The 12,462-nt window shown below is 71.5% G+C and carries 13 protein-coding genes; 7 read left to right on the top strand and 6 right to left on the bottom strand.

The window, feature by feature from the left end:
• The first annotated feature begins 83 nt into the window (after positions 1–83).
• Positions 84–1,580: a glucose-6-phosphate dehydrogenase gene (zwf, locus tag ACP56T_RS06180; RefSeq protein ID WP_430911253.1), complete on the top strand. Its 1,497-nt coding sequence runs from the start codon at positions 84–86 to the stop codon at positions 1,578–1,580.
• A gap of 3 nt (positions 1,581–1,583) precedes the next feature.
• Here zwf and ACP56T_RS06175 read toward each other — a convergent pair whose 3' ends face one another.
• The 3 genes from ACP56T_RS06175 to ACP56T_RS06165 form a co-directional block, all read right to left on the bottom strand.
• Positions 1,584–2,345 (bottom strand): restriction endonuclease, encoded by a 762-nt coding sequence (locus ACP56T_RS06175; protein WP_430911252.1) that lies wholly within the window; start codon positions 2,343–2,345, stop codon positions 1,584–1,586.
• 248 nt (positions 2,346–2,593) lie between these two features.
• The gene (locus ACP56T_RS06170) at positions 2,594–3,079 is read right to left on the bottom strand and encodes a Ros/MucR family transcriptional regulator (protein ID WP_430911251.1); all 486 of its coding nucleotides are present in this window, start codon (positions 3,077–3,079) and stop codon (positions 2,594–2,596) included.
• 360 nt (positions 3,080–3,439) lie between these two features.
• On the bottom strand, positions 3,440–4,096 hold the full coding sequence (locus tag ACP56T_RS06165) for a class II aldolase/adducin family protein (protein ID WP_430911250.1): 657 nt from the start codon (positions 4,094–4,096) through the stop codon (positions 3,440–3,442).
• Positions 4,097–4,185: 89 nt separating this feature from the next.
• Between ACP56T_RS06165 and ACP56T_RS06160 the strand changes: the two genes are divergently transcribed.
• Both ACP56T_RS06160 and ACP56T_RS06155 read left to right on the top strand, forming a co-directional pair.
• Positions 4,186–4,341 (top strand): hypothetical protein, encoded by a 156-nt coding sequence (locus ACP56T_RS06160; protein ID WP_430911249.1) that lies wholly within the window; start codon positions 4,186–4,188, stop codon positions 4,339–4,341.
• Positions 4,342–4,445: 104 nt separating this feature from the next.
• Entirely contained in the window at positions 4,446–7,109 is a 2,664-nt protein-coding gene (locus ACP56T_RS06155; RefSeq protein ID WP_430911248.1) for a bifunctional acetate--CoA ligase family protein/GNAT family N-acetyltransferase, read from the top strand.
• Between the two features lie 3 nt (positions 7,110–7,112).
• On the opposite strand, the gene ACP56T_RS06150 is transcribed toward ACP56T_RS06155, so the two are convergent.
• The gene (locus ACP56T_RS06150) at positions 7,113–7,316 is read right to left on the bottom strand and encodes a hypothetical protein (RefSeq protein ID WP_430911247.1); all 204 of its coding nucleotides are present in this window, start codon (positions 7,314–7,316) and stop codon (positions 7,113–7,115) included.
• 298 nt (positions 7,317–7,614) lie between these two features.
• On the opposite strand from ACP56T_RS06150, the gene ACP56T_RS06145 reads away from it, so the two are divergent.
• The 3 genes from ACP56T_RS06145 to ACP56T_RS06135 all read left to right on the top strand — a co-directional run bounded on the left by ACP56T_RS06145 (position 7,615) and on the right by ACP56T_RS06135 (position 8,676).
• Positions 7,615–7,824 (top strand): cold-shock protein, encoded by a 210-nt coding sequence (locus ACP56T_RS06145; RefSeq protein WP_430911246.1) that lies wholly within the window; start codon positions 7,615–7,617, stop codon positions 7,822–7,824.
• A 107-nt stretch (positions 7,825–7,931) separates the two neighbouring features.
• Positions 7,932–8,300 (top strand): DUF6481 family protein, encoded by a 369-nt coding sequence (locus tag ACP56T_RS06140; RefSeq protein WP_430911245.1) that lies wholly within the window; start codon positions 7,932–7,934, stop codon positions 8,298–8,300.
• A 172-nt stretch (positions 8,301–8,472) separates the two neighbouring features.
• Entirely contained in the window at positions 8,473–8,676 is a 204-nt protein-coding gene (locus ACP56T_RS06135) for a hypothetical protein (RefSeq protein WP_430911244.1), read from the top strand.
• 92 nt (positions 8,677–8,768) lie between these two features.
• On the opposite strand, the gene ACP56T_RS06130 is transcribed toward ACP56T_RS06135, so the two are convergent.
• Positions 8,769–9,302 carry a Dps family protein gene (locus ACP56T_RS06130; protein ID WP_430911243.1) on the bottom strand — a complete coding sequence of 178 codons (534 nt, stop codon included), beginning with the start codon at positions 9,300–9,302 and terminating at the stop codon, positions 8,769–8,771.
• Between the two features lie 185 nt (positions 9,303–9,487).
• Positions 9,488–11,128 (bottom strand): L,D-transpeptidase family protein, encoded by a 1,641-nt coding sequence (locus tag ACP56T_RS06125; RefSeq protein ID WP_430911242.1) that lies wholly within the window; start codon positions 11,126–11,128, stop codon positions 9,488–9,490.
• A 240-nt stretch (positions 11,129–11,368) separates the two neighbouring features.
• Here ACP56T_RS06125 and ACP56T_RS06120 point away from each other — a divergent pair.
• A partial coding sequence (locus ACP56T_RS06120) for an MCP four helix bundle domain-containing protein (RefSeq protein ID WP_430911241.1) occupies positions 11,369–12,462 on the top strand: 1,094 nt, incomplete at its 3' end.

Genomic DNA, 12,462 nt, shown 5'->3' with positions numbered 1-12,462 from the left:
CGCCGCCGGAACGCCGGACCCCATCGCCCGTTTCGCCCCTGCCGCCGGGCCTATCCGGCGGGGCTTTCGGGAGACGCGTGCCGATGGACCAGACCGACGAGAGGCCGGCGCCCGCGCCGCCCTGCACCCTGGTGATCTTCGGCGCGGCCGGCGACCTCACGAAGCGCCTGCTCATGCCGGCCCTCTACAACCTCGCCGGCGGAGGGCTTCTCGACGAGGGCTTCAAGATCCTCGGCGTCGACCACAACGACAAGTCCGACGAGGATTTGCGCACCGAGCTCACGGAGACGATGGACTCCTTCGCCAGGGACCGCACCGGCGAATTCCACCCCGACCATATCGACCCGAAGGTCTGGGGTTTCGTGCGCGAGCGCATCCGTTTCCTGAAGGGGGATTTCGAGGATCCGGCGGCCTATGAGGCGCTCGCCGAGGCCGTCTCCGGCAATGTCGTGTTCTATCTGGCGGTGGCCGCGCGCTTCTTCGGGCCGGTAGTGGACGGGCTCGGCGGGGCCGGCCTCCTGAAGGAGACGGACGGCGCCTTCCGCCGCGTGGTGATCGAGAAGCCCTTCGGCTCGGACCTCGCCTCCGCCAAGGCGCTGAACGCGCGCATCCTGCGCCAGGGCGAGGAGAGCCAGTTCTACCGGATCGACCATTTCCTCGGAAAGGAGACGGTGCAGAGCATCCTCGCCATACGCTTCGCCAACGGCATGCTGGAGCCGGTCTGGCGCGCGGAGCATGTCGACCATGTCGAGATCACGGCGGCCGAGACCATCGGCGTCGAGGGGCGGGGCGCCTTCTACGAAGCGACCGGCGCGCTGCGCGACATGGTGCCGAACCACCTCGTGCAGATCTTCTCGATGATCGCCATGGAGCCGCCGGCCTCCCTCGATGCCGAGGACGTGCGCGATGCCAAGGCCGCCGTGGTGAAGGCCGTGCGGCCGGTGCCGCCGGAGGACGCCGTGCGCGGGCAATACGCCGCCGGCAGCGAGCAGGGCCAAGCGGTGAAGGGCTACCGCGAGGAGCCGCATGTGGCCCCCGAGTCCCATACCGAGACCTACGCCGCGCTGAAGCTCGCCGTCGACACGCCGCGCTGGCGCGGGGTGCCGTTCTACCTGCGCACCGGCAAGCGCCTCGGGCGGCGGCTCACCGAGGCGGCGGTGCATTTCAAACCCTCGCCCACGGGGCTCTTCCCCGATCTCGGCGAGGCACGGGGGCCGCATGGCAACGTCATGCGCCTGACCATCGATCCCGAGCAGGGCATCCATACCGGCTTCAACGTGAAGCGACCGGGCCCCCGGATGCGCATCGCCCCCGTGGAGACGGCCTTCTACTACGGCGACGCCTTCGAGGAGGCGCCGAGCGTCGGCTACGAGACCCTGCTCTACGATTGCATGATCGGCGATCCGACCCTGTTCCAGCGCGCCGACCAGATTGAGGCCGGCTGGGCCGCCGTGGAGCCGCTGCTCCGGGCCTGGACCGAGGGGCCGGCGGAGCCCTATGCGGCGGGCTCCTCCGGGCCGAAGGGGGCCGACGCGCTCCTCGCTCGGGAGGGGCATCGCTGGCTGCCCCTGGAGGAATGAGGCTCAGCGGCGTCCCGGCCGCGCCGAGGGCAGGTCCGGCAGGTCGTCGTGATGGAGCAGGAGCACGCCGGTCGCCGCCGCGAGCTTGCGGGCGGCGGGGGTGAAGCCGGCATTCGAGACCACCGCCGCCATGTCGCCGGACCAGTAGCGGCCGGCGGCGGCGGCCTCCTGCACGGCGGCATTGCCCACCGGCTTCCCGTAGCGCTTGCATTGCACCACGAGGCGCACGCGGTCGCGCTCTGCCACGATGTCGGCGCCCTGGTCGCCGCTGGCCGGGGTCGGATGCGCCCGCCAGCCGGCCGCCGCCAGCGTCTTCAGGCAGAACTGCTCGTAGCCGAGGCCGTCGTCGGGCGCCTCCGTCTCGTCCGGCAGGCGGACCCCGGCGGCGATGTCCTCGACCAGCGCCAGCAGATCCTCGAAGCGCGCGTCGACGAGATCGGCGTAGCCCTTCGCCTCGAGGGGCGGCACCAGGGTGCGCTCGGTGAAATAGGTTTTTTCGCGCAGCCAGCCGTCGCGGACCTCGTTGCCGTAGGCGTCGGTGAAGCATTCCTGCCGCCGCCGCAGGGCGAGGGTGCGCGCGTGCCGCTTCGCGAGCCGGCGGGCGAGCCGCCGGAAACGCGCCGGACGCCCGAGCCGGTGCAGGACGACGAGGGCGAGCGCGGCGGCGGTGGCCACCAGCGCCGGCCGGCCGAAGGCGAAGGCGAGGCCGCCTCCGGCGACCGCCGTCCAGAACAATCGGGCCACGAGGTTCGGCGGGCCGGCCATGCGTCATCCCGGAACGGCCCAGCGCGGTCGCTCGCGCCGGATCCCTTCCGAGATGTGTCAGCCGCCGATTGCCCTTTTCCTAACCGGCGCGGGACGACCTGTGCGAAACCCGGCCGAAGGGCGGCCGGACGGGCCCCGATCCGCCCGCCCCGCAAGGCGCGGGACCGCCGTCGCAGACCGATCGCGCGGGCGACGAACGGCCTGTGGACAACCGTCGCGCCCCGGCCGGACGCGCGGTTCCTGCGGGCCTACGCCTCGACGGTCGCGGCCTGCCGGGGGGGACGGCCGCGCGGGGCCGGGGTCTTGACCTCGGCCGGGCGCGCCTTCCGGCGCTGCTGGCCGAGCCCCATGGTCTTGGCGAGCTCGGAGCGGGCGGCGGCGTAGTTCGGCGCCACCATGGGATAGTCCGCCGGCAGGTTCCACTTCGCGCGGTACTCCTCCGGCGTCATGCCGTAGCGCGTGCGCAGGTGGCGCTTGAGCGACTTGAACTTCTTGCCGTCCTCCAGGCAGACGATGAAATCCGCGGTGACGGAGCGCTTGACCGGAACGGCCGGGTTCAGGGGCTCGCTGCGGTCCTCGACGGGGCCGCCCGTCAGTTTCGTCAGCGTGGCGTGGACGGAGGCGATGAGGGCGGGCAAATCCGAGATCGGAACCGAATTATTGCTGACGAAAGCCGATACAATATCCGAAGCGAGCGCGATGTAATCCGCTGCGGATTCGTTTTCCGATATCATCCCTGTCCCCTCTTTCGAGCGCGCCGCAGCTCTTCGATAGACCGAATTTCTCCGTCTCCGATCACGATCGATGCGACGAGCGTCATGCCGGAGCAGGTACTAGTGTGTCGTAAATGACGACGCAAGGTGAAAAACTGAGTGATCGGCCGAATAACATCATCGATTGGCTGAAACAGGACAGTCTTGATTCGGATTTGACGTCTGCGGCTTCGGCGCGGCCTTGAACAGACCCGTCCTGCACCCTGTATCCGTTCCGGCCGGTCACGCCCTCGATTTGAGCAGCCCGCGCCCGGTCCGTGCCGGATGCCGGCCGGGCCTCCGCTCCACCTGTGATGGCATGGTGAGCCGGCAGGCTTGGCCTCAGTCTTCGGCCTTGCGCGGACCGTAGGTCTTGAAGCGCTCGACCGTGCGGGCGATCTCGTCGTCGTCCAGCACCACCGGCGTGCCGATCCGGAGCGCGAGCGCGTATTGCCGGCAGAGGGTCTCCACCTCCACCGCGAGCCAGAGCGCCTTGGCGAGGTCGGGCCCGATGGCGATCATGCCGTGATTGGCGAGCAGGCAGGCGGAGCGGCCCTCGAGCGCCGCGAGCGCCGCCCGCGAGAGGGCCTCGGTGCCGTAGGGCGCGTAGGGGGCGCAGCGGATGCTCGGGCCGCCGGCCGCCGCGATCATGTAATGCACCGCCGGGATCTCCCGGCCGCAGATGGCGAAGGCGGTGCAGTAGGCCGGGTGGGCGTGGACCACGGCGCCGACCTCCGGCCGCGAGGCCAGGATGTCCCGGTGGAAGCGCCATTCCGAGGAGGGCGTGAGCGGGTGGTCGTGCCCGCCCGCCATGTCCATGGGGACGACGTGCTCCGGGCGCAGCTCCTCGGCCGGGATGCCGGAGGGCGTGACCAGGAAGCCGTCCTGCGTGCGCACCGAGACGTTGCCCGAGGTGCCCTGGCTGAGCCCCAGCGCGATCATCTGGCGCATGGCCGAGACGACGGCCTCGCGGGCGGAGCGGGAATCGGGGGACGTCATGGCCCTTCCGTAGACGAGGCGGGCAAGCGATGAAACCGCTGCGCCCCCCGGCACGTTGGACCGGCGAGACATCGTTAACCGGAGCCGACATGCAGACCGACTGGACCAATCTCGAGCGCGTCGCCCGCCAGCGCGGCATCACCCTCTCGGAGGCGCAGTCGCTGGCCGAGCGCATGCGCTGGCCCATGGTGTTCAAGACCCACGAGACGCTGGTGCTCGCTCCCGTCTCCGCCGCCGGCGCCTGAGCGCCTCCTGAAAGAACCGACGGGGCATTGACCCCGCCGCCGATCCCGCGTTCCTGCTGCACCGCACGCGCTACGAACGGCGCGGATCGGGGGCAGGACCCGGCATGAGCACCTACCGTTTCGAGGCGCTTCTCCACCCGCGCTCCATCGCGCTCGTCGGCGCTGGCGAGCGCGAGGGGTCGCTCGGGCGGGCCATCTCGGAGAATCTGCGGGCGGCGGGATTCGCCGGCCCGATCCACCCGGTCAATCCGCGCCACGCGGAGATCGACGGGGATGCCTGCGTCCCGAGCGTGGGCGATCTCGCCGAGCCCCCCGACCTCGTCGTCATCGCGACGCCGCCGGCCTCCGTTCCCGGCATCGTCGAGGATGCCGGGCGCAAGGGCGCCGGCGCGGCGATCGTTCTGACCGCCGATCTCGGGACGGCCTATGACGATCCGGGTCCGAGGGCGCGGCGCATCGGCCGGCATTACGGGCTGCGCCTCCTGGGGCCGAACAGCATCGGGCTCGCCGTTCCCGGCCACGATCTCAACGCCAGCCTGCTGACCAAGGCGCCTCCGAAGGGCGACATCGCCCTCGTCTCGCATTCCGGCACGGTCGCCGCCGGCATCGTCGAATGGGCGCGAGCGCGCTCCGTCGGCTTCTCGGCGGTGGTCTCCCTGGGGCATGCCAGCGACGTGGACGTGTCGGACTGTCTCGACTACTTCGCCGCCGATTTCCGCACCCGCGCGATCCTGCTCTGCATCAAGCAGGTGCGCGACGCGCGCAAGTTCATGTCCGCCGCCCGCGCCGCCGCGCGAGCGAAGCCCGTCGTCGTCCTGCGCACGGGCCGCCATGTCCGCGAGGGCCGTTCCCCGGAAACCCATACCGGGGCGCTCGCCCGGCCCGACGCCGTCTACGAGGCGGCCTTCCGCAGGGCGGGCCTGCTGACGGTCGAGGATCTCGACGAGATGTTCTCGGCGGTGGAGACCCTCGGGCGGCAGCGGCCGTTTCCGGGGCGGCGCCTCGCCATCCTCACCAACGGGCGCGGCATCGGGGCGCTCGCCGCCGACCGGCTCATCGATTCCGGCGGCACGCTGGCCGTGCCCTCGCCCGCCGAGGGCCTGCCGCCGGGCAATCCCGCCGATCTCGGCATCGACGCGGGCGCCCCCGCCTATGCCCGCGCGCTGGCCCCTCTGATCGCAGACCGCGCCAGCGACGCGGTGCTGGCGATCCATGTCCCCACCGTCCGCTCCGATTCCGTCGCCGTGGCCTCGGCGATCGCCGAGACCGTGCGGGCGGCCCGCGCCGGAGGCAACCGGAGGAAGCCCGTCTTCGCGGTCTCGCTCGGGGACGACGCGGGGGCGACGGGCCTGCTCTCGGCCGCCGGCATCCCGCATTTCTCCACCGATTCGGAGGCGATCCGGGGCTTCTCGCATCTCGTGCGCTACCGCGAGGCGCAGGACGACCTGATGCGTACGCCAGGCTCGCTGCCGCGCGATTTCGTGCCGGCGGTGGGCCGGGCCCGCGCCATCGTCGCGGATGCGTTGCGTCAGGGCGCGGAGTGGCTCGACCCGATCGGCGTCACCGGGCTGCTCTCGGCCTACGGCATCGAGAGCGTCCCGCTGACGCTCGCCCCCGACATCGACGGCGCGGCGGCGGCGGCCTGGCCGATCATCGCGCGCGGCGAGGCGGTGGCGCTGAAGGTCGCCTCCCCCGACGTGGTCCACAAGTCGGATATCGGAGGCGTCCATCTCGATCTCGTCAGCGAGGCGGATGTGCGCGCCGCCGCCCAGGCGATTCTGGTGCGGGCCCGCCGCGAGCGGCCGGAGGCGCGGATCACCGGCTTCTGCGTGCAGCCGATGGTGCGCCGGGGCCGGCGCCGGGAGCTGATCGCGGGGCTCGCCGAGGATCCGACCTTCGGTCCCGTGGTGGTGTTCGGTCGGGGCGGCGTGGCGGTGGAGGTGATCGACGACCGCGCGCTCGGCCTGCCGCCCCTCGACCTCGTGCTCGCCGACGATCTCATCGGCCGCACCCGCGTGTCCCGGCGGCTCGCCGCCTATCGCGACGTTCCCGCCGCCGACAGGGGGGCGCTGGTGCTGGTGAAGCTGGCGCAGCTCGCCGCCGACCTGCCGCAGGTGCGCGAGCTCGACATCAACCCGCTGCTCGCCGACGAGACCGGCTGCGTCGCCCTCGACGCGCGCGTGCGCATCGCGCGCTCGTCCGGCGGCCGGGGGCGGGGCCACCCGCGCTTCGCGATCCGGCCCTATCCGGTGGAGTGGGAGCGCACCCTCACCCTGAAGGGCAACCCGATCCATGTGCGGCCGGTGCGGCCGGAGGACGAGGCGCTTTTCCGCCGCTTCTTCGAGAGCGTGGACCCGGAGGACGTGCGCCTGCGCTTCTTCGCGCCGGTGAAGGAGTTCAGCCACGCCTTCCTCGCCCGGCTGACCCAGCTCGACTATGCCCGCGCCATCGCCTTCGTCGCCACGGATATCGGCAGCGGCGCCATGCTCGGGGCGGTGCGCCTGCATGCCGACGCCAACCACGAGAGCGGCGAATACGCGATCCTCGTCGCCTCGACGCTCAAGGGCGCGGGGCTCGGCTACGCGCTCATGCGCCTGATGATCGACTGGGCGCGGGCGGAAGGCATCCGCCGGATCGAGGGGACCGTGCTCGCCGAGAACCGGCCGATGCTGGCGGTCTGCCGGCGGCTCGGATTCTCGGCGAAGCCCGACCCGGAGGACGCGGCGCTTGTGAAGGTCTCCCTCGACGCCGCGCCGCCGGCGGGCTGAGCGCTACTCGGCTTCGACGGCCGCGCGCGCCGTGGCGGGCGCGCTCGTCTCGGCGGACGGGACGTCCTTGCGCCAGCGGTTCGCGGGGGGGCGCCGCACCGATCCCTTCTCGACCTCGCCGGTGGAGGCGGAGATCCGCTTGGCCTTGGCGTTGAAGTCCGCGAGGGACATCGACGGCGCGCGGCCCGTGGGAATGATACGTGTCATCAGGCTTTCCAGATCATCGGCCCAAGGCACGGGATCGCGCGGAGGGAATATCATCATAGCATATCCGTAATCTCGACGAGCTTCGTATTTTCATCTCGCCAAAGTTCAAAAAATCCTCGCCGCGCTTGATTTGTGGGGTGTGAAGGTTTATCTGGATGAAATCGGTTCGAGGCCGAGGTTTTCGGTCTTTCCCGCCCCTCAGGGGCGCGCCTGATTTCCTCATCATCTTTCGATCGACGATGGGCCGCGCGGGGCACGCGCGGGCTATCCATACGAACTCGTCACACCAGGACTTCCCATGAGCATCGGCACCGTCAAGTGGTTCAACGATCAGAAGGGCTTCGGCTTCATCCAGCCGGATGACGGCGGCAAGGACGTGTTCGTGCACATCTCCGCCGTGGAGCGCGCCGGTCTGCGCGGCCTCGTCGAGGGCCAGAAGATCTCCTACGAGCTGGAGACCGACCGCCGCTCCGGCAAGCAGGCCGCCGGCCAGCTCCAGGCCGCCTGATCGGCCCGTCCGGGCACGACGCACGCGTTCTCGAAGCCGCTCCGGCAGGGGCGGCTTCTTCTTTATCGGGCCGGTCTTCGCCGCCGCGTCCCCAACCAGGGCATCTCGTGAGCTTTCTCGCCGATTCGACGCTGACCGACCGCCTCCAGGCCGCCGCCAAGGCCCGCGCGGCGACGCGCCTGCGCTTCCTGAACCGCCCCGGCGCGGACGACCCGGCCGTGCAGGCCCGGCAGGCGGAGCGCAAGGCGATCGTCGAGGCCCGCGATGCCCGTGCCGCGGAGCGCGAGGCCGCGCGCGTCGCCGAGGAGGAGCGCAAGGTCCTCGCCGCCCTGGCGGAACAGGAGGCCGAGATCGCGCGCAAGGCCGCCGAGGCGGCCGCCGCCGCCGAGCGTGGCCGGGCGGCCCTGGCCAGGCAGAAGGAAGAGCGCGACGCGCGCTACGCCGCCCGCAAGGCGAAGATCAAGGCCCGTCGCTGACGGGCGCTTGGCCCGGTTCAAGCCCGAGAGGGGGCGGGCCGGGGAAGGGGGAGCCGGCCTCGCGGAGGGGCGGGCTCGGACGACATCGGTTCGTCACGGGAATCGGCCGCCCCGTCCGGGAGCGGTCCGTCGTCGGGGGAGGCCCCGAGGGACGACTCCACGGAAGGCTCACATGTCCCACAAGTTCAAGGTCGGCCAGCGCGTGCGGCGCGCCCGCGTCGGATATGCCGAGGGCAAGTCCGCCGTCGGCGACATCTGCCAGGTCCTGCGTCTGATGCCGGATGACGGGACGGGCGAGCCGTCCTACCGCATCCGTTCGGACGGCGCCGGTGGCGAGCGGGCCGTCCGCGAAGGCGAGCTCGTCGCCGCCGGCTGAGCCGTCCGCCCATCGACCGCAGGATGCGAGAAGGCCCGCGCCGGGAAACGGCGCGGGCCTTCTCGTCGTGCGAGGGGATGCGCGGCGAGGGCTCAGTGGCCGTCCTGCGTGGATTCGCGGGTCGCCTCGTAGAGGAACCAGGTGCGGCGCTCGGCCTGGTCGATCCACTCCTCCAGCAGGCTGGTGGTGGAGACGTCGTTGGCCTCGTCGGTGACCTCGTGCAGCTCGCGCATATGGGCGACGAGCGCCTTGTTGTCGTCGCGCAGCTCCTTGAGCATGTCGAGCGGGCCGACATAGGCGTCGTCGTTGTCGGCGACGCGCTTCAGCTTGTCGGCCTGCCCCAGGGATTTCAGCGCGGTGCCGCCGATCTTGCGGGCGCGCTCGGCCACGTCGTCGATGATGCCGAAGATCTGCTCCCCCTGCTCGTCGAGGAGCAGGTGGTAGTCGCGGAAATGCGGGCCGCTCATGTGCCAGTGGAAGTTCTTGGTCTTGATGTAGAGCGCGAAGAGGTCCGAGGTCAGCACCGCGAGACCTTCGGAAATCGTCTTGACGTCGTTCGGATCGAGGTCGGTCGGGGTGTTCAGGCGATCGCTGCCGATGCGGCTGACGGGCTTGGCCTTGGCCATGGGAAACGCTCCGTGTCGGAAAAAACCGTGACTGGCGCCGCCCCGATGGCCCCGCGCGCGCGGAGCGGGATGCGGCGGCACCGCTCGCTCGGCAAAAGCCTCGCGCGGCCCGATTGTTCCGGCACGCAGGACCGCCCTGCGGGACTCGCGGGGGTGGTTTCCTATCGGTGCGCGTGAATCCCGCCTCAGCCGCGCGGTCCGACGAGGCCCGGCGGCAGCAGCGCCGGCTCGCCCGAGCGTGCCGTCGCGCGGGGAGAGGGCAGGGGGGCCGGACGCGGCGCCTGCGCCCGCGCGTCCGGTCTCGGCGCCTCCGCCTTCGCCTTGGGGGGAAGGGCCCCCGCCCCGGCGGCCGATGCGGGCTTGCGCGGCGCGATGGAGCCGGTGGTCGTCACCTCCGGGGCGCCCTCCCTCGGCCGGGGAGCGGCCTTCTCGGCGGAGGTCGCGGGGGTGTCGAGCCCGTAGATGTCGTCGCGGAACTGCGCCCGCCCGTCCGGGGTGGCGTAGCCGGTGAGATAGACGAAGGTCACGGGGATCGGCTTGCCGAGCTTGATGTCGCGGCGCTCGCCGCCGGCGATGCCGGTCTCGATCTCGATCGGCCCCCAGGACGAGCCCGGCCCGTTCGGACCCTCGACGCCCTGGAGCAGCCAGCCGATCAGCTCCTTGACGCCGCCGACCCGCACGCAGCCATGCGAGTGGAAGCGGATGTCGCGGGTGAAATACGACTTCGCCGGGGTGTCGTGCATGTAGACCGCGTGGCGGTTCGGCATGTCGATGCGCACCTGGCCGAGCGAATTGTCGAAGCCCGGATCCTGCCGCAGGGTGTAGTTGACGGCCTTCTCGCCCTTCCAGTCGATGGACGACGCCTCGACCTCCTGGCCCTTCCCGTCGAGCACGCGGATGTGGTTGCGGGCGAGCCAGCCGGCATCTTTCCGCATCTTCGGGATGATCTCGTTCCTCACCACCGAGACCGGGAGCGTCCAGGTCGGGTTGAAGTTCACGTCGGTGATCCGCGTCTCCACCGAGGGCGTCATCTTGTCGGGGCTGCCGACCACCGCGACGTAGCGGCGCGCCACGCTGCCGCGCTCCACCGCCTCGACGGCGGCCGAGGGGATGTTCACGACGACGTAGCGCTCGCCGAAGGGAAAGTTCGAGCCCATCAGCCGCGCCGCCGAGGCTGAAAGCTGTCGCTGGCGCACGGCCGCCGGCACGTTGAGCGCCGCGAGGGTGCGCCTGCCGATGGTCCCTGTCTCCTCCAGCCCGTGCCGGGCCTGGAAGGATTTCAGCGCCTCGACCAGCGGCGGGTCGAAGCGGTCGCTCGCCGGGGCGTCGGCGGGCAGGTCGCCGGTCAGGGTCAGGTGATGGCGCAGCGAGGGAATCGCCGGATCGCGCATCCCCGGCTTCGGGGCGAAGCTTGCCGGCAAAGCGTCCCAGCCGCCGGCCTCCGCGAAGGCCTGATAGCGGTCGGCCATCTTCAGGGTGTCGAGGAAGGTCGCGGGGCTTAGGGTCGGCACCGGATCGGCCGAGACGCGGGCATAGACGAGGGGCGCCGCCTCGCGGCTCTTCGTGGCGGCCTGCCCCGCCGAAGACGATGGAGCGGCGGCGGCCGGGGCGGCCTCCGGCGGCAGGGCCGGAGCCGGCGCGGCAGGCGCCGGGGCCTCCGCGCGGGGCGGCTCGGCCCGGCGGATCTCCTGGGGCGCGGCGGGAGCCGGCGGCGCGGCCGGCTGCGGCTGCTGCGCGAGCGCTCCGCCCAGGGCGAGGCACAGCGCCAGCGGCGAGGCGGCGAGCGCCCGGCGCGAGGACGCGAGGGCGGAAAGACGCGACGTCATCGCTTGATACTCGAACGACACGGGGCCGCAGAATGAGCGGCGAGGGTTAACCAATCCCTCCCGCCGCGATGCGGTGTCCGGCGGCGGCCAGTTACAAAATTTCGTATTCGCGAGAGGGGATTAATCGCGATCTCGAAGGGTTCGGTTAACCAAGCCGGCGCAGCGTGGCCTCTCGGTTTTGCACTGCGGCACAGATGGGCGGCGCAGTTGGCCCGCCCCCCGAACGGAAAGACCTTCCCGATGCGACTTTCGCTGAAGACATTGCTCGCGGGGCTGTTCGGCATCCTCGCCGTGATCGCCGTGGGTCAGGGCATCCTGGCGATCGTCGCGCTGAACCGGATCGACGCCGCCGTCCACGACGTCACCGGCAACTGGCTCCCCTCGGTGGACGCGCTCAGCAATCTCAGGGGATCGATCTCCTCGACCCGTACCCAACAGTACCGCTATCTGACGGCGACCAGCGACGCGGAGCGCGCGCAGGTCCTGCGCGATATCGACGACAACGCCCAGGCCGTGGGCAAGGCCCGCAAGGTCTACGAGCCGCTGATCTCCGACGATGCGGAGCGGCGCCTCTACGACGACTTCTCCCAGAGCTGGGACGCCATGCATAAGGCGTGGCTGGCCGTCCTCGCGACCGCCGAGGCGGGACGCTCCGCCGAAGCGATCGTCCTGTTCCGCAACGAGGCGCGCAAGCCGTATGTGGCGATGAACGAGGCCATCGCCAAGGATGCCGCCTTCAACCGTGACGGTGCCCTCGCCTCGGCTGCGGTGATCCGCTCGGCCCAGGACGGCGCCCGGATGACGACGCTGGTGGCCCTCGTGGCCGTGATCGCGGCGGCCCTGGGCGCCATCGCCTTCGGCTTCCTGGGCATCGCCCGCCCCATCGACCGCATGACGCGGGCGATGCGGGCCCTGGCCGGCGGCGACGCCACCGTCGCCGTCCCCGGCGCCGGGCGCCACGACGAGATCGGCGCCATGGCCGGCGCCCTCCAAGTGTTCAAGGACAACCTCGTGCGCACCCGCGCGCTGGAGGAGGAGACGGCGCTCGCCCGTGCCGGCGCCGAGGCTCAGCGCCGTGCCGCGATGCTGGAACTCGCGGATGGGTTCGAGCGTGCGGTGGGGTCTGTTCTGGGGATGGTTGGGTCTGCTGCGGCGCAGTTGCAGGGCACCGCGCAGGCGATGAGCGCCACGGCGGGCGAGACCGCCAGTCAGTCGACCACGGTGGCCGCCGCCGCCGAGGAGGCCGCCTCGAATGTCGGCACGGTCGCCGCCGCCGCCGAGGAGCTGGGCTCGTCGGTCCAGGAGATCGGCCGTCAGGTCAGCGGCTCGGCCGA

The sequence above is a fragment of the Methylobacterium endophyticum genome (genome assembly GCF_050591105.1).
In the GTDB taxonomy this organism is placed as follows: Bacteria; Pseudomonadota; Alphaproteobacteria; order Rhizobiales; family Beijerinckiaceae; genus Methylobacterium.
Note: the sequence above shows the minus strand (reverse complement) of the source record. Positions and strands in the feature narration are given on the sequence as shown.

What these genes read in the sequence shown, in the direction of transcription:
- zwf (WP_430911253.1), top strand. Translation starts at nt 84, where the DNA reads ATGGACCAGACCGACGAGAGGCCGGCGCCCGCGCCGCCCTGCACCCTG.
- ACP56T_RS06175 (WP_430911252.1), bottom strand. Translation starts at nt 2,345, where the DNA reads ATGGCCGGCCCGCCGAACCTCGTGGCCCGATTGTTCTGGACGGCGGTC.
- ACP56T_RS06170 (WP_430911251.1), bottom strand. Translation starts at nt 3,079, where the DNA reads ATGATATCGGAAAACGAATCCGCAGCGGATTACATCGCGCTCGCTTCG.
- ACP56T_RS06165 (WP_430911250.1), bottom strand. Translation starts at nt 4,096, where the DNA reads ATGACGTCCCCCGATTCCCGCTCCGCCCGCGAGGCCGTCGTCTCGGCC.
- ACP56T_RS06160 (WP_430911249.1), top strand. Translation starts at nt 4,186, where the DNA reads ATGCAGACCGACTGGACCAATCTCGAGCGCGTCGCCCGCCAGCGCGGC.
- ACP56T_RS06155 (WP_430911248.1), top strand. Translation starts at nt 4,446, where the DNA reads ATGAGCACCTACCGTTTCGAGGCGCTTCTCCACCCGCGCTCCATCGCG.
- ACP56T_RS06150 (WP_430911247.1), bottom strand. Translation starts at nt 7,316, where the DNA reads ATGACACGTATCATTCCCACGGGCCGCGCGCCGTCGATGTCCCTCGCG.
- ACP56T_RS06145 (WP_430911246.1), top strand. Translation starts at nt 7,615, where the DNA reads ATGAGCATCGGCACCGTCAAGTGGTTCAACGATCAGAAGGGCTTCGGC.
- ACP56T_RS06135 (WP_430911244.1), top strand. Translation starts at nt 8,473, where the DNA reads ATGTCCCACAAGTTCAAGGTCGGCCAGCGCGTGCGGCGCGCCCGCGTC.
- ACP56T_RS06130 (WP_430911243.1), bottom strand. Translation starts at nt 9,302, where the DNA reads ATGGCCAAGGCCAAGCCCGTCAGCCGCATCGGCAGCGATCGCCTGAAC.
- ACP56T_RS06125 (WP_430911242.1), bottom strand. Translation starts at nt 11,128, where the DNA reads ATGACGTCGCGTCTTTCCGCCCTCGCGTCCTCGCGCCGGGCGCTCGCC.